Source organism: Methylocaldum szegediense, from assembly GCF_949769195.1.
Classification (GTDB): Bacteria; Pseudomonadota; Gammaproteobacteria; order Methylococcales; family Methylococcaceae; genus Methylocaldum; species Methylocaldum szegediense.
This window is the reverse complement of sequence record NZ_OX458333.1, coordinates 996579-1015883: the sequence shown is the minus strand read 5'-3', so window position 1 is coordinate 1015883 and position 19305 is coordinate 996579. Positions and strand designations below refer to the sequence as shown.

Annotated in this window: 13 protein-coding genes; 8 read left to right on the top strand and 5 right to left on the bottom strand. The window is 58.4% G+C overall.

The features are described from left to right. Window positions 1-232: 232 nt before the first annotated feature. Entirely contained in the window at window positions 233-1057 is an 825-nt protein-coding gene (locus tag QEN43_RS04285; RefSeq protein ID WP_036269359.1) for a CheR family methyltransferase, read from the top strand. Window positions 1058-1076: 19 nt separating this feature from the next. Here QEN43_RS04285 and lgt read toward each other — a convergent pair whose 3' ends face one another. Further along, window positions 1077-1916, bottom strand: coding sequence for a prolipoprotein diacylglyceryl transferase (gene lgt / locus QEN43_RS04280; protein WP_036269357.1), 840 nt, complete (start codon window positions 1914-1916; stop codon window positions 1077-1079). 293 nt (window positions 1917-2209) lie between these two features. Here lgt and QEN43_RS04275 point away from each other — a divergent pair, with 293 nt between their 5' ends. Then, window positions 2210-2680, top strand: coding sequence for a DUF6763 family protein (locus QEN43_RS04275; RefSeq protein ID WP_026612092.1), 471 nt, complete (start codon window positions 2210-2212; stop codon window positions 2678-2680). 270 nt (window positions 2681-2950) lie between these two features. Here the strand turns inward: QEN43_RS04275 and QEN43_RS04270 are convergent, their stop codons facing one another. After that, entirely contained in the window at window positions 2951-3547 is a 597-nt protein-coding gene (locus QEN43_RS04270; RefSeq protein WP_036269996.1) for a SagB/ThcOx family dehydrogenase, read from the bottom strand. 748 nt (window positions 3548-4295) lie between these two features. On the opposite strand from QEN43_RS04270, the gene QEN43_RS04265 reads away from it, so the two are divergent. Together QEN43_RS04265 and QEN43_RS04260 are read left to right on the top strand one after the other, a co-directional pair. Then, a complete protein-coding gene (locus tag QEN43_RS04265) occupies window positions 4296-4796 on the top strand; it encodes a Spy/CpxP family protein refolding chaperone (protein ID WP_051332077.1) in 501 nt (166 codons plus the stop codon). Window positions 4797-5372: 576 nt separating this feature from the next. Continuing rightward, the gene (locus QEN43_RS04260) at window positions 5373-7799 is read left to right on the top strand and encodes a PAS domain S-box protein (protein WP_317963732.1); all 2427 of its coding nucleotides are present in this window, start codon (window positions 5373-5375) and stop codon (window positions 7797-7799) included. 310 nt (window positions 7800-8109) lie between these two features. Here QEN43_RS04260 and QEN43_RS04255 read toward each other — a convergent pair whose 3' ends face one another. The 3 genes from QEN43_RS04255 to QEN43_RS04245 all read right to left on the bottom strand — a co-directional run bounded on the left by QEN43_RS04255 (window position 8110) and on the right by QEN43_RS04245 (window position 13715). Further along, entirely contained in the window at window positions 8110-11292 is a 3183-nt protein-coding gene (locus tag QEN43_RS04255; protein WP_026612089.1) for a discoidin domain-containing protein, read from the bottom strand. A gap of 24 nt (window positions 11293-11316) precedes the next feature. Further along, complete coding sequence (locus tag QEN43_RS04250; RefSeq protein ID WP_026612088.1) at window positions 11317-13032, bottom strand: ABC transporter ATP-binding protein/permease; 1716 nt, start codon at window positions 13030-13032, stop codon at window positions 11317-11319. 260 nt (window positions 13033-13292) lie between these two features. Further along, window positions 13293-13715 (bottom strand): hypothetical protein, encoded by a 423-nt coding sequence (locus tag QEN43_RS04245; protein WP_026612086.1) that lies wholly within the window; start codon window positions 13713-13715, stop codon window positions 13293-13295. 616 nt (window positions 13716-14331) lie between these two features. On the opposite strand from QEN43_RS04245, the gene rpoD reads away from it, so the two are divergent. The 4 genes from rpoD (at window position 14332) to QEN43_RS04225 (ending at window position 19134) form a co-directional block, all read left to right on the top strand. Continuing rightward, entirely contained in the window at window positions 14332-16131 is a 1800-nt protein-coding gene (gene rpoD, locus QEN43_RS04240; RefSeq protein WP_317963731.1) for an RNA polymerase sigma factor RpoD, read from the top strand. A 315-nt stretch (window positions 16132-16446) separates the two neighbouring features. Next, window positions 16447-16755 carry a GYD domain-containing protein gene (locus tag QEN43_RS04235; RefSeq protein ID WP_026612083.1) on the top strand — a complete coding sequence of 103 codons (309 nt, stop codon included), beginning with the start codon at window positions 16447-16449 and terminating at the stop codon, window positions 16753-16755. A gap of 452 nt (window positions 16756-17207) precedes the next feature. Further along, window positions 17208-17678 (top strand): archease, encoded by a 471-nt coding sequence (locus tag QEN43_RS04230; protein ID WP_036269353.1) that lies wholly within the window; start codon window positions 17208-17210, stop codon window positions 17676-17678. Window positions 17679-17703: 25 nt separating this feature from the next. Then, the gene (locus tag QEN43_RS04225; RefSeq protein ID WP_026612081.1) at window positions 17704-19134 is read left to right on the top strand and encodes an RtcB family protein; all 1431 of its coding nucleotides are present in this window, start codon (window positions 17704-17706) and stop codon (window positions 19132-19134) included. Window positions 19135-19305: the final 171 nt, after the last annotated feature.

Genomic DNA, 19305 nt, shown 5'->3' with positions numbered 1-19305 from the left:
CGGAACAGTCGATATCACACGCTCTCGCGGCAAAATCGGCCGCATAGGGTTACCCATCCAAGGGGTGTCGGTCAAGTGTTGAGTCGATATTTTCTTGCGTATCGGCTGTATCCCTTTCAAACAAAACGGCGAATCGGGGCCCTGAACACCTTGGCAGACGCCGTCCATTCTCCGCCGGGACGCTCGGCCGGTTGGTTTTGCTTGTCTATCGCGAGCTAGAGGAGGCCTTTCGATGGAAGAGCAGGATGCTCGGTGGGTGGATTTTTTGCGGTGGGCTTTGCCGCGAATGGAACTGCGCTGGCCGGGTTTTCGCAAAGTCCGGCGCCAGGTTATTAGACGCATTGCTCGGCGTATGACCGAACTGCGGTTGAGGGTGCCTGACGATTATCGCCGCTATCTCGAAACGCATCCGGATGAATGGCAGCGGCTCGACAGCTTTTGCCGGATCACGATCTCCCGCTTCTACCGCGACCGCCGGGTCTTCGACATCCTTGCGCGTAACGGCCTGCCGGAGCTGATTCGCCTCTCCCGAAGCCGCGGCGAACGCCTGATCCGCGCTTGGAGTGCCGGCTGCGGCGCGGGCGAGGAAGCGTATACGCTGACGTTGATTTGGGCCCTGGCGATCGCACCGCAAAATCCGGATATGGCGTTCGAACTGACCGCGACCGACGCCGATCCTCATCAGATCGCGCGAGCCCGGCGCGGTTGTTACCCAGCGAGCAGTCTCAAGGAACTGCCTCCTTTCTGGCGCGATCTGGCGTTTAACCAGGATCAGGAAGGCTATTGCATCAAACCCGAATATCGCCTCGGGGTGAACTGGACCGTACAAGACATGCGTCAAACTATGCCGGACGGCCCTTTCGATCTCGTTCTCTGCCGGAACCTGGCGTTTACCTATTTTTCGACCGCCTTGCAGCGGCAAATCCTCCGCCGTCTCGATGCTCGCCTGACGACCGGCGGGCTGCTCGTGATCGGCGTGCACGAATCGTTACCCGAATTGCCGACCCACTGGAGCTCCTGGGTACCCGGGCTGCCCATCTACCGCAAAGGCCGGTAAGTCGAATCCCCTCCCCTGTTCAGGTCTCGGGAGCATCCGGGCGGCGCGGCTCGGCATCCCAGCCCACTCCGAATACCTGCTGCAACCGGCGCGCCCGCCAGATTAAATAGACCCCGACCAGGATCACCGGAATGCTGAGCCATTGGCCCATGGTAATCGTCCACCCGCTCTCGAAAGCGGCCTGGCCCTCCTTGAAGAATTCGAGCACAAAGCGGGCACCGAACACCAAGATAAAAAACCGACCGAACATATGCCCCAACGGCGCGCTGTTCCCGTGCTTGAGATAAAAGCGGAATTGAATCAGGAAAATCAGCAGGTAACAGAGTGCCTCGTAGAGCTGAGCTGGGTGACGCGGCAGGGCGTCGACGCGGGCAAAGATAACAGCCCAAGGCACATCGGTCGGTCGGCCAAGGATCTCCGAATTGAAAAAGTTGCCGATGCGGATCAGGCAGCCGGACAAAGGCACAGTAACGCCGATTCGATCACAAACCCAAAGGAAAGGCTGATCGGTCGCTCTGCGGGAATACAGCCAGACCGCGATCAAAATGCCGACCACCGCACCGTGACTCGCGAGCCCGCCCTCCCATACGGCGAGGATTTTCCAAGGATGACTTAAATAAAACCCGGGGTTGTAAAACAGAACATGACCCAAACGGGCTCCGATCACGGTCCCGGCAAGGACGAACAGGACCAGGTCGTAAACCTCATCTTCCGGACGGCCTTCCCGCCGAAACAAATAACGGAAGATAAAGAGGCCATAGACGAAGGTCGACGCAAAGAAAAGTCCGTACCAATAGACCGGAAGATGAAAAGAGCCTATGGAAATCGTGAAGGCGACAGGAGCAACATCCCACAACATGGCGAATTGATCCAACTCAGTGCTTTCTTTGATTCGTGACGCATTCTCTAGCCGGCAGGGCCGTGTCGGCAAAAAAATGTCGACCTCTATGCGAACTTTGTCAATTGGAGTTCGTTACGCCAGTGCGATGACGGAACTCGACCGCCCGCCCCATTAAACTTCTTCCGACTTTGTCGACCTAAAGGATGGACATAGGTTTCGAGTCATCTTGGTCATCGGCCAAACGCATTCTGGCCGTATCCGAGCCGCTCGACGGTAAACGAAGCCTCTATGTGTGAGACGAGGGCGTAACGATGAATTCTGAAGCAGATCCTATTGTCGGCAATTGGTATCAACACCTCGACAAGGGCCAAGCCTTTCAGGTCGTCTATGTGGATGAGGAGGCGGATCTGGTGGAGATTCAGTATTTTGACGGTGACGTCGAAGGAATGGATTTCGATACCTGGCACCGGCTCGATATTGAGCCGATCGAGGCACCGGAAAACTGGAGCGGGCCTTTGGACATCTCCGAATTGGATGATCTTACGGGTACCGAAGTGTCCGACACGCCGCCCGAAGATTGGGCCGAGCCTTTGGAAGAAGTCGAGAAACCCGAGGAGCGGTCCGTCGAAGCAATCCCGGAAGAGGCAGAAAACGACTGGGGCGGTGGATTTCCAGAAGAAGAGCTCTTGGAAGAAGAACCGCCGGCGGAAATGCCCGAGGAACCGGACGAGGAAGAGCTAAGGCAAGGAAACGGCGACTCTTGGATGGAAGAAGAAGAATAAGCATTCCTAACGTCATCCGGCATGCCCTGCCCTCGCCGGCTGAAGTGGCTATGTACCGGAACGGATAAAGCGTAGGGCAAAAGTCCGGATTTCACTCAGTAGATCGAGGCCGGCGGCACGTTCCGCCGGCAACGGCTGGGGAGGCCGCGCCGGGAGCGGGTGGAACGGTAATGAAATCTCCAGGCGAAGCCGATGCGGTGAGCGGCGGCACCGTCAAACTGGTGCCGGGGCCTGTCCCGCGGTTTGTTCCTTACCTATTGAATAGCCTGATCACTTGGCGCGGGGCGGCTTTCCGACCGGCACCAAGTACAGGACTTTTTCGTCCGCCGCGAGCCCCAGAACCTGCGCCGTCCATTCTTCCTCGAATGCCCCGACCGGAGTGCCGCCAAGTCCCAAAGCCACCGCCTGGAGCAAAGCATTTTGCGCCGCGTGTCCAACTTCCATACGGACATAACCGGGACCGCGAGAGTCGTACTTCGCCTTCGTTCGCTGCTCGACGGCCGCGAAAACCAGAATGGCCGCACTATCTTTCAGCCACTCCTGGCGCATCGCCGCCGCGGCGAGATCTGCCCGGAAATCGCCGCGCCGAATCACCGCCAGACGGTGTCGCTCGGGAAGATAGTGATAAATACCGGCCGGCAGATTGAGTACGTCACCCGCTACCAGGTAAAGCTCCAAGGGATAGATTGCACCTGCCGAGGGTGCGGTCCGCAGCCGATCCTCATGGGTAATACCCTGTGCCGCCCATAAGAGCTGGGATACGTCTTTCAGCGAAATCGGCGCAGATCGAAACTCCCGCACCGAGTAGCGCTTGTGCAAGGCCTCCTCGACCGATACGGTGCCTGAGGTTCGTGGCGCAGGCAGCATGATGACCTCCGCGGTAATTACTCGATGTCTCCCGGTATCGATTGATCTCGCGGCAGATAGAGAGGTATGGATTGCAAGCGCGCCTGCCAGGACAAGCCGAAGCTTAATAAAACGTGACACGCTGCGTCCATTGAAAGCCTTCCGCATCGTCTACCTCCATTCTTGAGACAAGAATCGATTTCGTGGCCGGAAGCCACTCTCGATTACCGAACGGCGATACTCCGGTCACGCCTACCGATTCTCGCAGGATACCCCTTAAACGCCTATGGATCATCCTTATAAGCGGCCGTTGGTCGACCCAAGGGGGAGGTCGGACCGGCAGGCGACTCTACTCCGAACTCTCCGTCGAAGGGCGAGCTCTGATCACCGTAGAAGGGCTTGTTCTAAGCCCTGTCGAAGGGACTGCCCCAGCCCGGTTCGAAGACACGCGACGCGCCATTGGACCCGTCCGCGGCCCAATCGGGTACGTAGCGATTTCGCCCAAGCGATCAAGTGCTCCGGCGTTGCCGAGCTTAACCCGTGGGACATACCGAACACACCGTCGATGACATCGCGTAGGAACTAGGCCCGGAACCATTCGATCGAATCTTTCGGATACGGCGAAAGCGGTCCAACCGTCCGTTTTCCGTGTCCTTCGGCCCATTCCCACGCGTCCTTCTCCGACGCAAAACCGACTGACCCTTCCGGCCGTTCCGCCGGCTTCGAAACACAATGACCTTGGAATCGGTATCGTATGACGAGGAATGTCATGAATAAGCAGTTCGCCTTTTTGACGGCTTCGATTGTCCTTCTAACCGCGCTGGAACCGGCAGCAGCCACCGCAACGCAAGCGCCGGAAAGCCAGCCGCAGGCTATGGACAGTCCGAAGCACGATGAGCTCCACAAGCTTTTCGAGAGAGTGCATGAAGGAGGAACTCGCGCACACAAAAGCTATGGCGATGTGATGCTACACCACATCGACGAACTGAAGCTTTCAGACGATCAAATCGGCAAAATCGTGCGGATTCACCGGGACAATCAGCAAAAAATCAAGGAAATTGCCAAAAAGCTTCGCGAAACCCAAAGATCGGCTTACCAGCTCTTCCTGAACCCGGCCAGCGACGAAGCGGATATCCGGAACGCAGCTAAACGCCACACCGAGATGTTCGACACGCTGGTGGATACGGCCTTGAATTCCCGCGCCGCGATCAACGCCGTATTGACGCCGGAACAGCTGAATCGACTGAAAACACTCAAGGCCCAACCGTGATTTCGGTCCGAAGACACGCAAATCTGTGAACGCATGGTTTCGGATTCACAGGCGATAGACATCGCTTCACCGGCCGACCACAGGGCATTTGGCGAATTCGACTTCTCGATCCAAGAAAGAGCATCGATCTTGGACGAGTGAAGGTGGACCATCCCTGGTCCGATTCGGCGCAATACCCAATACGCCAGCGTCCTAAGCGCGTATTCTGCCGAAACAATATGTCCGGATAATGACAGGCCGCAAAAAATTTTTTCGTCTACCATGCGCCCCAAGCGCCGCAGAAATCTGAACCCCGGACGATGTTTAAGGGTCAAAAGGTCACGAACAACAAGCCCCGCACCTGTGGCACGGCCCTTCCGAATGCCCCAATGATGCATATTGGGGCGGTTTTTCCCCGCCCTTCAACGATGAGCTCTATGCCATGGGCAGAAGAAGCTCACATCCCGCAAGCGGAAGATGTAAACTCCACGATATGGCTGTCTGAACACGGCTTTCAGGGACATGATTACACATACGAATTCCTGCTCTTTCGAAATGCTCCGGCACACTGCCAGATCCAAGGAGACCGGCGAAGCGTTGTCCGAGGATCAAACACTGTGTCAGGCGCTCTTCGAAGCTTTGCCCGATGCAATCGCCGTCGTCGACTCCGAAGGCCGCATCCGACAGATCAACGCCGAGCTGGAGCGACTCTTCGGTTACGACCGTAAAGACTTGCTGGATCGCCCAATCGAATGCCTGATTCCCGAACGTTTTCGGGAAAGTCATACCGCTCACCGAGAACGCTATCGCTCTGCACCCTACCGGCTCAAAATGAGCCACCGCCCCGAACTTTACGGCCAACGCCGAGACGGCACCGAGTTTCCGGTGGACGTCCATCTGGCTCCCATTAGAACGGCGGACGGCATCCGAATCATCAGTGTCATTCGCGATATCACCTCGCACAAGACCGCGGAGGCGGAAATCCAGGAACACGCGCACCGCAAAGCGGTCATCGCCGACCTTAGCCAATCGGCATTGGCCGGTTCCGGTCTCGACCGGCTGATGGAATATGTCGTGGAGCAAGTCGCCCGGTGCCTCGATCTCGAGTATGCCAAGATCTTGGAACTCCTTCCCGATGGGCGGACTTTGCTACTGAAAGCGGGGGTAGGCTGGAAAGAAGGATTGGTGGGAAAGGCAACGGTCAGCGCCGGCTTGGAATCGCAAGCCGGTTACACGTTGCTGATTTCCAAACCGGCGGATGAGAGCACGTTAATCGCCGGGAAACCGGTCATCGTCGAAGACCTCAGCCGCGAAACCCGTTTCAGCGGGCCACCCTTACTTTTCGAGCACGGCGTCGTAAGCGGCATGAGCATCACCATTCCGGGATATGCGCGGCCGTATGGCGTGCTGGGCGTGCACACCCGGAAACATCGCGTTTTCTCAGAGGACGATGCCCAGTTCCTGCGGGCCGTCGCTCACATTTTGGCACTGGCTATCGAACGCCGGCAAACCGAAGAGGCGTTGCGCGAAAGCGAAATGCGCGCGCGGCGCCTGGTGGAGGCCAACATCATCGGCGTCATAGAAGGGGTCGAGGACCAAATCTGCAATGCCAACCAGATCTTCCTGGACATGTTGGGATACACCGGGGAAGAACTGTTGGGGGGCCGACTGCGTTGGCCCGAAATAACGCCGCCCGAATACCACGCCTTGGATGATGCGGCCAGAAGCCAATTACTGGATCACGGCGCAATTCCACCGTTCGAAAAGGAATTCATCCGCAAAAACGGTACCCGGGTGCCGATCCTACTCTGCGCCACGATACTGGAGCGCTCGCCGTTCACCTGGATAGCGTTCATCGTCGATCTGAGCGAATACAAACGCCTGGAAGACTCGCTGACGCGTCGAGCGGCGGAACTCGCCGAAGCCGACCGCCGTAAGGACGAATTCCTAGCGATGCTGGCCCATGAACTGCGGAATCCTCTGGCACCAATCCGGAACGCCGTTCACATTCTGCACCGCCAAGCGCCGTTGCTTCCCGAAAGTCAGCGCCCTCTCGAGATGATCGAGCGGCAGACCCAGCATCTGGCCAGACTGGTCGACGACCTTCTCGACGTCTCTCGAGTAACCCGTGGCAAGATCAACCTACAAAAGATGCCGGTGGATCTCGTCGCCTTGACTGCTCGAGTCGTGGAAAACCACCGACCCAGCGCATCGGCGCATCAGCACACCGTCTCGTTGACCCTGCCGCCACGGCCACTTTACGTCGAGGGGGACGACGTTCGATTAACCCAAGTACTCGACAATCTCCTCAGCAACGCCAACAAGTACACTCCGGACGGTGGACATATCTGGATCACGGTTCGCGAGGGCCAAGGCGAAGCGATCGTGTCCGTTCGCGACAGCGGCATAGGGATAGCCGAAGACGAACTACCCGGAGTCTTCGAGCTCTTCGCTCAGGTCGATCCGGGGATAGACCGTGCCCGTGGCGGCTTGGGTATCGGCCTTTCTCTGGTCAAGCGGCTGGTGGAAATGCACGGTGGCCGTGTCCGGGCGCACAGTGATGGCCATGGCACAGGCAGTGAGTTCATCGTCTATCTCCCGCTCTTATCGCAGATCGCCCACCCGCCGGACGACGAACAGGCGCAGCCGATGCCGGTACCTCCTGCCGTATTACGAATCATGGTGGTGGATGACAATTACGACGCGGCCGAATCGATGGGCTTGCTGGTAAAGCTTTGGGGGCATGAGACACGGATAGTCCACGACGGCCGTTCCGCCGTGGACCTCTGCCGTACATTCAAGCCGAATGTGGTGTTGCTGGATCTCGGTTTACCGGGGATGAGCGGCTATGAAGTCGCCCGCTGCCTGCGGGAGGAACACGGGGATTCGATGCTGCTATATGCTCTAACGGGATACGGGCAAACGGAGGATAAGGAGCGAAGCAAAGCAGCAGGCTTCGATCATCATTTGGTCAAGCCGATCGATCCAGACACGCTCAAGGCGTTACTCAACTCGCCAAAATGATTCCTGCCTTGGCGGTCGAACCTACCAAGGAAAGAACGGCCCGCGAAGCGTAGCGCTTCGAACCTCTTCCGGAACCAGAATGAACACGACGAAAGAGATCGTCGCCAGCCAAGACGTTGCCGATACCGCCAGGCCCAAGAAAAAGAATCTCATATAAGAACCGATTTGTCGTTTAGATTCCGAGGGATACATGTCATCGACTCACTTGCAAGTTGCGGTGATGGTGATCATAGGCTCGCAGCCGTGCAAGAGTCGTCAAGAAACGGTCAATTCTCGGTTACGATTTACCTCTCTTTATCAAGGGCTAGCGTCATTCCTGTAGAACTACGTCGGCGGGAAGCTCTCGAAGCACGAAACGGCCGTCGGTCGTGTCCAGCCGCTTTCCATTCACTTCGATGCGGCGCGGGGGTCGCGACAGGGGCAGATCGACGACCACGTTTTCCGGCGGAATCGTCAGTCCCCCGTTGATATGCATTCGGAATTCGCCCGGAGTGGACGCTTCGACGTGATAGCTCAGCGTCCCGTAGGAGGTCTTCAAGCCCTCGACTCCCACTCCCCCAGGCGCGCTTATCCAGTGTCGAGGTAGACCTGCGGCTAGTACCAAGCGCTGACCGGTCTCTTCGTAAGCGAACAGGCTCAGGAACGCTTGGATGAATTCTGCCCCGATCCACGAATGCGGCAAGTCACCGATAAACTGTGGCGCACGGGGATCGCGCCAAACGATCTCGGGCCACTGATTCCACTCCGCCGGGCGCCTTCCTCCGAAAAGAAACCGTAGCGTCTTGAACGCCGCGTCCCGCTTTTCGAGCCGCAGCAGGGCACCGACGTTGCGAAATTCATAAGGCGCATACGCGTGCTCGTCGCGTTCCTGCCTCGCCCGTGCCTCGATATCGGCCACATAGCGGTCGAAAGTCCGCTCCAAAGCCGGCTTCAATGGCCCTGTTCCCTGGCCCGCGATCGAAACGGCGATTGCGGTTGACGTCGGGTCGTAGTCACCGAGATCCGCGGAACCCGGAACATAGTCGATGCCGAACCGCTGTCGAGTCAGCTTGATCGACCTCCGCACATCGGCCCGAAGCGCGTCCCGCAAACCCGCGTAGCGGCTTTCTCGTTTCCTGTCGCCGAGGACAGCGGCCAGCCCCGCAGCATCGTCTATACCCCGAATCGCCCAAAAATCGTCCCAATAGGAATGGACCGGCTTGGCCACATAGCCTTCATGGCTGGCCGATTCCGGCAGAAGCCCGAAAAAGCGCGACGCCTCGCCTCGGGTGTAAGCCTCGGTCAAACGCTCGCGGCGCAAAGCGGCGAGATAATCGATAGCCCGCGTGACGTTCGGCCATAGTTCTTTCAAGAACTGTAGATCGCCCGTGTGACGGTAGTATTCGGCTACGGTGAAAACGAATTGGCCGGCACTGTCGTGCTCGATCATGGCATCCGGCCCCCACGGGTCCAGGCAGCAAGGAACCGCCCCGTCCTCGCTTTGAAACCTGGCGTACCAGCGCAAAAACTCGCGCACTTCCGCGCCATGCCCGAACGCGAGCAGCGTCGCGGAGGTCACGGCACCGTCACGAATCCAGGTGCGGCCGTAGCGCCGCGAGCCTGGCCTCAAGGATTGACCGTCTCGATGGATGAGCATATAGGCGAGATTGCTCTTAACGGCTCGGACCAAATCCTCGCCGTCCGGCGGCACCCGAAAAACGACCTGTCCGAGCCGCGTCTCCCAGCTGCGGACTGCCTCAGCATAGCGCTCGGCCCAGAAGCGGCCCGGGTCCGCGCGCCGAAAGTCTCTGTTTTGGCTGCTCTGATCGCCTTTCCCGGGAAAGGCGAGGTAAATTTCGCGCGCCTCGCCCGGGGCAAGGGCGAGCGGATAGCGAAACACCCCGCTCGCCAATCGGTTCGGGTCGGACACGGCTTTCGCGCGCGGAACGGTGTCCCGAGCCGGTTCGGAAGTGATCGGGTAACTGTCGAATCCCGTCACGCCGGTCTGAGCGGGCTGGGTGAGCGGTAGGACCAGTCGGTCATCGACCCAAAGAACGCCGTTTCGATAGCGAAGCTCTCGGATGCGGGAAACGCCGCCCTTCGTATGCAGCGATTGCCAGGGAGGGTTGACCAAAAAAGGACGCACGGCGAGAAAAAGGCTCGCTTTTACGGCCTCTCCGCTCCGATTCTCGACGCGATAACGGGCAAGGATCGAATCTTTCGGATCATCGCTCGCCAGCGCGGTGACCGTGAGAGCAAGTGGCCCGCGTTCGAGGCGCACCGAAGGGATTGGCAGGTACCCCTGCTCTAGAGAAGGCTCACCGATTCCGTCGGCCCACGTGTGAAGCCGCCCGCCGGCGTACAGGAAAGGCTCGACCGAAAACGCGCCATCGTCGACTTCGAGCACGCCGTCCTCGTTCAAAAGTGCTTCCCGCTCCGCACCCAGGCGTTCCGTCCCGAAACCGCCAACCACAGTCCAATAGGCTTGCTCGCCTAGAAAGTAACGAGGATAAGTCCCCCGCTCAGACTCGCGGGCAATGCGTTCGAACAGTCGATTGGCCGATGCGCTGAATTCGACCGGTGCGACCTCGATGCGGCGGATTCCGAAGCCCTTCCCGCGCCGGCTTTCCACCAAAGAAAGGCGCATGAAACGCGATTCCGACTCAGGAATAGGAATGTAATCGCGCTGCCCGTTGCCGCGGGTTACCTTATAGGCCTCTCGCCAGTTTTGACCGTCGTCGGAATGCGCGACCGAATAAGCCGTGGCGTAATCCTCCGGGTCCCAGTCGATGATGAGACCGCCATATTCCCGTAGTTCTCCGAAGTCGAGGCGCAACCACTGAGGCGTAGTGTTGCGCGCGCTATGCCATCCCGAACCGGGCTCTTCATCGAGTAAGCGCTCCGGCCCCGATTCCGGGAGCGAACTCGACGCCGTCACGACCGGCGATCCTGCATAAGCTCGCTGGGGCGGAAGCGGTTCGAGCTGCAGATCATCAATCCAGAGCGTACCGTGGCCTCCGGTGCCGCGAGCGATAACGAATTCAACGAGCCCGAGTTCCGTCAGCGGCTTTTCGCCTGCGGGTCCCCAACCGAATTCGAATCGGCGTCGCTTGAGGCGCTGCGTTTGCCAATGCTTGGGAAAACGGAATTCCGGATCCCGAAAACGCCACACGTTCGCCCCGGAAGCATCGACCAGCCGAACCTCAAGAACGTTCGGCGGCGCGGTGCCGCGAACGGCAAAGGTGATGGCGTAATTTTCCGGCAGCCTGACTGGGAAAGATTTGTGGACGATGATCTCGCCCCCGCCCTTGCGGAAGTCGAAGTCAACGCGCAGCGCCTGCCCTTGCCGGCCGCGGCCGGATACCAAAGACACTTGGGCGCCCCGCCCTGCCACCGCGCTCCAGCCATCCATCCTGTCGAACCGGTCGAGCACCTGCGCGGGCTCGGCCAACGTGCGTTCCGCCGCGGTCAACATCAAAAGCGCCATAAGCGCCAGGCATGTTCGATACATCATCCGCAACGGCGAATGCCTCTCTCCTCATGTCCCTGACTGGGTCAGCTTCCATTTCCACCTGCCGTCGCCGACGAGTTCGAGAATCGCATCGTAATTCTCCAGCTTCTCGTCAGTGCCCCTTCGTCCGGGCACCCATCGGCTAAACGTGACATAGGTAATCCCGCTCTTGGTCAGCATTTTTAGTATCTGGCTGGTTTCGTCGGCTCTCATGGAGGTACTAATGCGATCCAGAAAAGCGAAACGCGGCTTGGCCAGCAAAAGGCGGGCGAACGCCAATCGTTGCTGCTCTCTGAGTGAAAACATGTGATCCCAGTCCCTCTCGACATCCAACCCGCCAGTGCGAGCCAATAGCGGCTTGAGGTCCAATGCCTCCAACACAGCCAATATCCGATTCTCCGGAGTTACTTCTTCGTTACCGCCCCGGACGAGCAATTCCCGTAATGTGCCCGGGGGAAGGTAAGGCTGCTCGGGAAGAAAGTAGATATCGCTGGAGTCGGGGCGAACGATTCGCCCCGATCCGCTGTCCCAGATTCCCGCCGTCGCGCGGAACAGCGCCACCTTGGCTTCTTCGCTCGGCCCGATGACCAGAACACGCACTCCGGGCGAAATCGAGATGGTCAAATTCTTGATCAAGGGACGGCCATCGGTCGGCGATAACAGGTTAAGCCCCACATAGGCGACATGTGCGCCTTCGTTGATCTCAATCGCCGACCTCTCCGGCGCTTGCGCCTCCCTGATCGCCTCGGCCAGGGAACCGAGCCGAGCTATTACGGCCGCGAAGGAAGAGATAGATTGGAACTGGGTGACGATTAACGAAAAGGCGCCGACCAAATGCGCGAAAGCGATCGCCGACTGCGTGATCACGCCGAACTCGACTCGCCCCTGAATGAAAAAAGGCGCTATGACGAGGGCCGGAATGATCTGGATCAAATAGTTATAACCCGTCGTAAAGAAATGCAGATTGCGGTTCACCGCGATGATGCGCCGGAAATTTGTCGCCAAATCATCGAGATGGCGTAACAGCCGGGCGGCGAGCCGCCCTTCACGATGCAGCAGTGCCACCGAGGCGGCATTTTCACGGACATGAATGAGATCCGCCCGGAAATTCGCTTCCTTGTCGAGCTGGCTATAGTTCAACTCGACCAAGGTCCGGCCGAGAACAACGGTCAGATAGGAGCCGCCGGCGGCGTACGCGATCGTGACGGCGAACAGGATGGGACTGATGGACCACATAACCCCTGAGAACGCCAGCACGGTCAACGTGGCGTTGAGCAGCATGAGCACAAACGACAGAGTCGTGGCGGTATACGCCCGGATGTCCTCAGCTATACGCTGGTCCGGATTGGTGATCTTGCCGGTTTCATCCAGGCGAAAAAAGGCACGGCGCTCTAGATAACGAAGTACGGCAACCCGCGTCAGCCACTCCCGCCAAAGCAAGCCGAGCCGTTCCTCGGTAAACCGGTAGATCGCGGCCACTGCCGAGGCCACGACGAACACACCGATCCACAGGAGCCCCTGCATGATGAAACCGGTCTTGTTACGGTTCTCGATTGCAGTCATGAAATCCCGGCCGACGTAGCTGCTGGCTACGTTCAAGCCGTTGACGGCGAGCAACAGGAGTATGAGCCCGGCGAATAGCCGCTTGGCCTGTCCGCCGACTTCGGAGCTGGCGAAATTCTTGACCGAGCGGACAAACTGATTCCAGGTCTGCCGGTTGATCAGGACTTGTCTTGTATTCATCCGTGCCTTACCCGTTAGCGTTGGCCGCTTGCCCTGGAAGCTCGGGCAGAGAGTTTCTCCACGACGTCCCATACGTCCCTGTGGCTCCCGAGCATCGATTCCGTGCGGTCCGAGTCCATTCTGTCCCGGGTGGGGATCGCAACGGGATCATCGAACCCCAGTGTGGCGCAAGCACCACTCCGTGGCAAGTCCAAGTCAACCTGCATCCGCCTTGCCCGGAACCGGCCGAAGACCGCCGGCTGCTGCGATACATCCGGTATTCAGTATGCCCAGGCCTCGACCTTGCCGTTCTTCGTGTAGACGGCCCCAGGTGACATCAGCCAACCCGAATGATAAACATGCCGGATTTCTTCCTTCTCCCCCTCTACCGCTTCTTCGCTGACCGGGACGCCCCAGGACGCGTAAAGCGCGCATCGGCTCATACCTTTTTCGATTCGCTTCTGCTCTACCAGTGCCCACTCCTGTGGTGTGAGCAAGTGGCGCCGCTCGATTTCCCGTCTGTACTGATCGGCCCGGGAATTCGAGATAACCCAGGCAGAGTAAACGGCATAGCCGCGGCACACCTCCAGATCGCTGAGGCTATTCAGCTTAGCGGGATCGATGGCGCAACCGGCGGCCGCCAGTATGGCTAACCCTAGCGAGACCCGGCGACAAGCGTCCGGACCGTTCGGCCAGCCGCTCACCGGTGCCCCGCCTTGCGCGCCTTGTTTTCGGGCAGGCGTGCGGATGAACTCGCGAACATGAGCACCTCTTCCGATAAGGTGAAAACACAGCGGCAGGCACCATCACCTCCTTGAATGGGTCTGAATCGACGGAACAGCCCGGAGGAAGGCCCGAGAGCCGATGATGATCTGTCCGGCGCATGGCAAAAAGATCGGTAAATTAGACATTTTTCGGCGCCCTCGGTTGCTCCTTTGCCCCCGCCCTGCCGGATCAAAGTCACCAAAAAGTGGTGGAACTTAAGGGCCATGGTCCAGTCTATTGCATTGAAAAACCGACAGAACTTCGAAAAGATGGAACTTCGTCAACAGCTTGCCGGGTTCATTTCGGGAGGCTGCGGAGTACTTTTGAAAATAATGGGGCACGTTTTTCTCACCTAAATTGAGCGACCTGACCGACCGAGCGAAAACGCTCATCTGTCGAGACACTCCGTATCCGTCGGCGGCGCAGAATCCGAATTCAATTCAACGGTCTCAGGTTTATGGATGACGCATCCTGTTCGTCGGTTTTGTCATGACGGTTTCAGTAAATAAACCAACCCGAATTTTCTAGCAACATCGCCATAACGATTATTAATTGATGAATCACGAACAGCAGCAACTTCAATTCGAAGAGCTTATCGCCAAGGGCAAGCTGCAAGGCTATCTCACCTATGCAGAGATCAGCGATCAGTTGCCCGACGAGATGCTCGAAACGGACCAGATGGAAGATATCGTCAGCTTGATCGAGGATATCGGAATCGATGTCTTCGAAGAAGCCCCGGACGCCGATCTCCTGTCGGCTCCCGCCGTCATCACCGAGGAGGATGAAGAGGATACCGCGCCGGTTGCGACAGTGCTTTCTTCCTCCGTCGAAGCCGAGCAAAAGCGGACGTCCGATCCGGTACGCATCTACATGCGCGAGATGGGATCGGTCGGCTTGCTCACCCGCGAAGGGGAGTTGAGCCTCGCCAAGCGGATCGAAGATGGTCTGACTCGGGCGGGGCAGGAACTGGTACGCTTCTTACCCGCCATGAGTCGTTTCCTCGAGGCTTTTGAGACGATAGAGCGGGGAGGCGTGCGTCTGTCCGATCTGATTTCCGGTTTTGTCAGTCCGGCGCAGACTTCCGAACCAGTCGAGCTCGACGACGAAGCGGACGCCGAAATACGCGAGGAGCCTGAAACCGGCCCCGATTCCGGGCAGGTCAAAGAGCGACTGGCGGAATTCTCCAAGCGCTACCACACCGTGCTCAGCGCGGTTCGGGAGTATGGCTATCGCCACGAGCGGACGCAACAGGCGTTCGATGCCTTGGCCGAGAGTTTTCACGAATTCAAGAAGACGCCACAGTTTTTTAAGGATTTGACCGGAGTCTTGCATGACACTGTCGGCAAAATCCGCGAGCGGGAAGGGCTAATCCAGGATATCTGCGTGAATCGGGCGAAAATGCCACGCGCCGATTTTGTCGCTTCTTTTGTCGGAAACGAGAGTTCTCCGGATTGGCTGCAACAGCAGCTGAAGAAAGATGCGCCTTTTGCCGAGACGTTGTCGACGTATGCCGATGAAATCGCGGCAGCACAAAGGGAGTTGGCCGAGATCGAGCAAGCTACCCACCTTTCCATCGGCGAGATCAAGGAAATGAACAAGCGTGTCTCGATAGCGGAAAATCAGGCGCAGCAGGCGAAAAAGGAAATGGTCGAGGCGAATCTGAGGCTCGTAATTTCCATTGCCCGGAAATACACCAACCGCGGACTGCAGTTTCCGGATCTTATCCAGGAAGGCAACATCGGCTTGATGAGGGCAGTGGACAAATTCGAGTACCGCCGGGGCTACAAGTTTTCGACTTATGCCACATGGTGGATCCGCCAGGCCATCACCCGGGCGATCGCCGACCAGGCGCGAACCATTCGGATTCCAGTGCACATGATCGAAACGATCAACAAGCTGAACCGAGTCTCGCGCCAATTGCTGCAGGAACTGGGTCGAGAGCCCACCGCTGAGGAATTGGCGAACCGCATGGGTCTGTCCGAAGAGAAGGTTCGCACGATACTCAAAGTCACCCGGGAGCCCGTTTCGATGGCAACACCGATCGGCGACGACGGGGACACCCATCTCGGCGATCTCATCGAAGACCCGTATGCGACCTCGCCCGTTGAGTCGGCGACGACGATGGGCTTGCGCGAAACCACGCGGAAAGCCCTGGCCAGCTTGCCCGAACGGGAAGCCGCAGTCCTGCGCCTGCGTTTCGGCATTGATACGGCCACGGACCACACGCTCGAAGAAGTCGGCAGACAGTTCGACATCACCCGGGAGCGCATCCGCCAGATCGAGGTAAAGGCTCTCCGCAAGCTCCGACAATCCGCGGGTTCGGAGCCGCTGCGAAGCTTCCTCGACCTGAGTTGATAGAATAATGGCCGGCAAGGCGTTGCCGGCCTACTCCAACAGTCAGAGCCGTCGGGGAAAAACCTTCTTCTACACGATGGCTTAGCTCGACTCCGTTCCCTAACCTTTCCTTTCTTCCTTCGAAAGAAAGGAAAGGTTAGGGAGCAGAGAATCGGGAAAGCGATCAAAGCTTAAGAAGCTCTGAAAATAAGCCATCTCCCTTTGGGGAAAGTTCAAATCCCTTTTCCGGGCGCAGACGTTAGTCAGAGCTTTCTTTATTAAGAACGCTGATCGAAAAGTGTCGGAATTTTCGGTCTCCAGTGAAGGAGGTATACGATGGCCATCTACGTGTTGCTGACCACGTTGACGTCCGAAGGACGACAGACACTGCACAAGAATCCGGACCGCTTGCTGCAAGTTAACAAGGAAATCGAACAGTTCGGCTGCAAGGTCCTCACCCAATACGCCCTTCTGGGATCTCATGATTTTCTAACCATCATCGAGGCGCCGGACAACGAGACCGCCGCCCATCTCGCCGTCGATTTGGGTTCGCGGGGCTCGGTTATCCCCATGACTTTGCCGGCGATGCACATCGACGACTTCATCAAAAAGCTCAAGGGACCAAAACAGATGGGACACGCCTGAGCGGACGTACTCGCGGGTCGCCGCAAGGTGCTGTGATTTTGTCGCGGCTTCTGGACATCCCTTCTGTTATGAATGCCGCGGTCGATGGGAAATCGTCGGATAATTAAATCCTGATTGTGGGTCTCAGCTTATCCCAGGCGCTGGCCGAACCAAATCGTTCGCCGCTACCAATGGTCAAGAAAGGCAAGCCACGAAAGCCCCTCTTTACTTTGGGACAAATCGGTACGAGTGTCGATTTGCATGCGGGAATTCCGCTTGGGGCTCCGCACAGGGAATATGCGGAGTGATGGGATTGGGGTAAGGAGGAATCGCCTTTCTTTGCGTACACCGACCGGCAAAAGCGCCGCATCCCACCCGCCGGTTCTCCAGCGACCGACGAGTGAATTGGACTGCCGTTTCATTCCCGGTTACAACCACGTTCACGATGTCCCAATCACACAATGAGGCAATTCATGAACACGCAAACCGGCCATTCGAAAACCGATATCAATCCGCCTCGTTGGGAGCTTTTCCCTCACGTGGCCGACATGGGTGTGCGCGGCTACGGCAGGACGATAGAAGAAGCTTTCTCTCACGCTGCCGAAGCGCTGACCGCGGTCATCTGCGATCCCACCGAAGTCGAGGTGAGGACGCCTGTCGAAATCCATTGCGAGGCACCCGATGTCGAATCGCTGTTGGTCGACTGGCTCAATGCGCTCGTTTATGAAATGGCGGTACGCCAAATGGTGTTCTGCCGCTTCGACGTGCGCGTCAATATCTACTTCGATAGCGCCGCCCTAGAAGCGACCGTCTGGGGGGAACAAGTCGAACGCGAGCGCCATCAGCCGGCGGTCGAAGTCAAGGGTGCCACGTATACCGAACTTAAAGTCTATCGGGATGAAAACGCCGGCGCCTGGATCGCACAATGTGTCGTAGATGTCTGAAGCACCACTCACGAAGGAATAGACAATGGATATCAATCGTTTGACGCGTCTATCCGAATTCGCTTGGCGCATCGAACCCGTAAACGGCATGCGAGTGCCCGTGATCATTTACGCCGATGAAGCCCTGATCAGCGAGATGGATGAAAAGGTTGCCGAGCAGGCCGCGAACGTTACCAAGCTGCCGGGCATCATCGGCGCCTGCTACGCCATGCCGGACGCGCACTGGGGTTACGGCTTTCCAATCGGCGGCGTGGCCGCGTTCGATGCCCTACAGGGCGGGGTAGTCTCGGCCGGCGGCGTGGGCTTCGACATCTCGTGCGGAGTCAGAACGCTGTATACCGGCCTCAAACGCGAACAAATCGAGCCGCTCAAAACCGTGCTCGCCGACGCCCTCTACGCCACCGTACCGGTCGGCGTAGGCAGCCGGGGCAAGATCCGCCTCAGTCCAACGGAAATGGACGAAATGCTGACCGGCGGTGCCGAATGGGCGGTTAAGCAAGGTTATGGCCGCCCAGAAGATCTGGAAAGAATCGAAGAGCGCGGCCGCATGGCCGGTGCAAGACCGGAGGCTGTTTCCTCTCACGCCAAGGAGCGGCAGCGGGCGGAAATGGGGACTCTGGGTTCCGGCAATCATTATCTCGAGATCCAGGAAGTCAGCGAGATTTACGATCCCGCCATCGCCGCGGCTTTCGGCCTCGCCCAAGGGGACGTGGTGGTCACGATACATTGCGGTTCCAGAGGGCTGGGACACCAGATCGGCACCGACTTTCTCAAGCGCATGCAAGGGGCCGCCGCCCAATACGGCATCGCACTGCCCGACCGCGAGCTGGCCTGCGCGCCGATCGAGTCGCCGGTCGGTCAGGAATACCTCGGCGCGATGCGGGCGGCGATCAACTGCGCGCTGGCGAACCGGCAGATCATCACCCATCTGACGCGCAAGGTGTTCGCGGAAATCCTGCCAGAAGCCCGGCTGGACCTGCTTTACGACGTCTCGCACAACACCTGCAAAGTCGAAGAGCATCTGGTGCAGGGCCGAAAAAAACTGGTCTACGTGCATCGGAAAGGCGCAACCCGCGCTTTCGGACCAGGTCACCCGGACTTACCGATGGTGTTCCGCGAAACAGGACAACCAGTCTTGATTGGCGGTTCCATGGGAACGGCATCCTATATCCTTGCCGGCACCGCGGACAGCGAAACCCTATCCTTCGCCTCCGCCTGTCACGGCGCCGGGCGCGCCATGAGCCGACATCAGGCCGTGCGGACTTGGAGTGGCCGTGAGGTGGTTGACCAGCTCGCCGCACGAGGCATCATTGTGCGCAGCCCGTCTTGGCGCGGAGTCGCCGAGGAAGCGCCGGGCGCCTACAAAGATGTCCACGACGTGGTGATAGCTGCGGATCGAGCCGGGCTCGCGCGTCTGGTCGCCCAGGTCAAGCCGATTGTCTGCATCAAAGGATGACCGGAGTTCCCATCATTAAACCCACGGCCTGCGGTGAGGGGCCAATCGCACCGATCGTGCCCCTGAATGATGCCTGTCCTGAGCGTAGTCGAAGGGCCTGTCCTGAGCCCGGTCGAAGGGCGGTTTGCTTCGCTCACCACATCCTACCGCTTGTAGGGTGCGGTGAGGGAC

Bases quoted from the DNA above. Each gene is read 5' to 3' on its own strand.
- QEN43_RS04285 (WP_036269359.1), top strand. From the start codon at position 233: ATGGAAGAGCAGGATGCTCGGTGGGTGGATTTTTTGCGGTGGGCTTTG.
- lgt (WP_036269357.1), bottom strand. From the start codon at position 1,916: ATGTTGTGGGATGTTGCTCCTGTCGCCTTCACGATTTCCATAGGCTCT.
- QEN43_RS04275 (WP_026612092.1), top strand. From the start codon at position 2,210: ATGAATTCTGAAGCAGATCCTATTGTCGGCAATTGGTATCAACACCTC.
- QEN43_RS04270 (WP_036269996.1), bottom strand. From the start codon at position 3,547: ATGCTGCCTGCGCCACGAACCTCAGGCACCGTATCGGTCGAGGAGGCC.
- QEN43_RS04265 (WP_051332077.1), top strand. From the start codon at position 4,296: ATGAATAAGCAGTTCGCCTTTTTGACGGCTTCGATTGTCCTTCTAACC.
- QEN43_RS04255 (WP_026612089.1), bottom strand. From the start codon at position 11,292: ATGATGTATCGAACATGCCTGGCGCTTATGGCGCTTTTGATGTTGACC.
- QEN43_RS04250 (WP_026612088.1), bottom strand. From the start codon at position 13,032: ATGAATACAAGACAAGTCCTGATCAACCGGCAGACCTGGAATCAGTTT.
- rpoD (WP_317963731.1), top strand. From the start codon at position 14,332: ATGAATCACGAACAGCAGCAACTTCAATTCGAAGAGCTTATCGCCAAG.
- QEN43_RS04235 (WP_026612083.1), top strand. From the start codon at position 16,447: ATGGCCATCTACGTGTTGCTGACCACGTTGACGTCCGAAGGACGACAG.
- QEN43_RS04230 (WP_036269353.1), top strand. From the start codon at position 17,208: ATGAACACGCAAACCGGCCATTCGAAAACCGATATCAATCCGCCTCGT.
- QEN43_RS04225 (WP_026612081.1), top strand. From the start codon at position 17,704: ATGGATATCAATCGTTTGACGCGTCTATCCGAATTCGCTTGGCGCATC.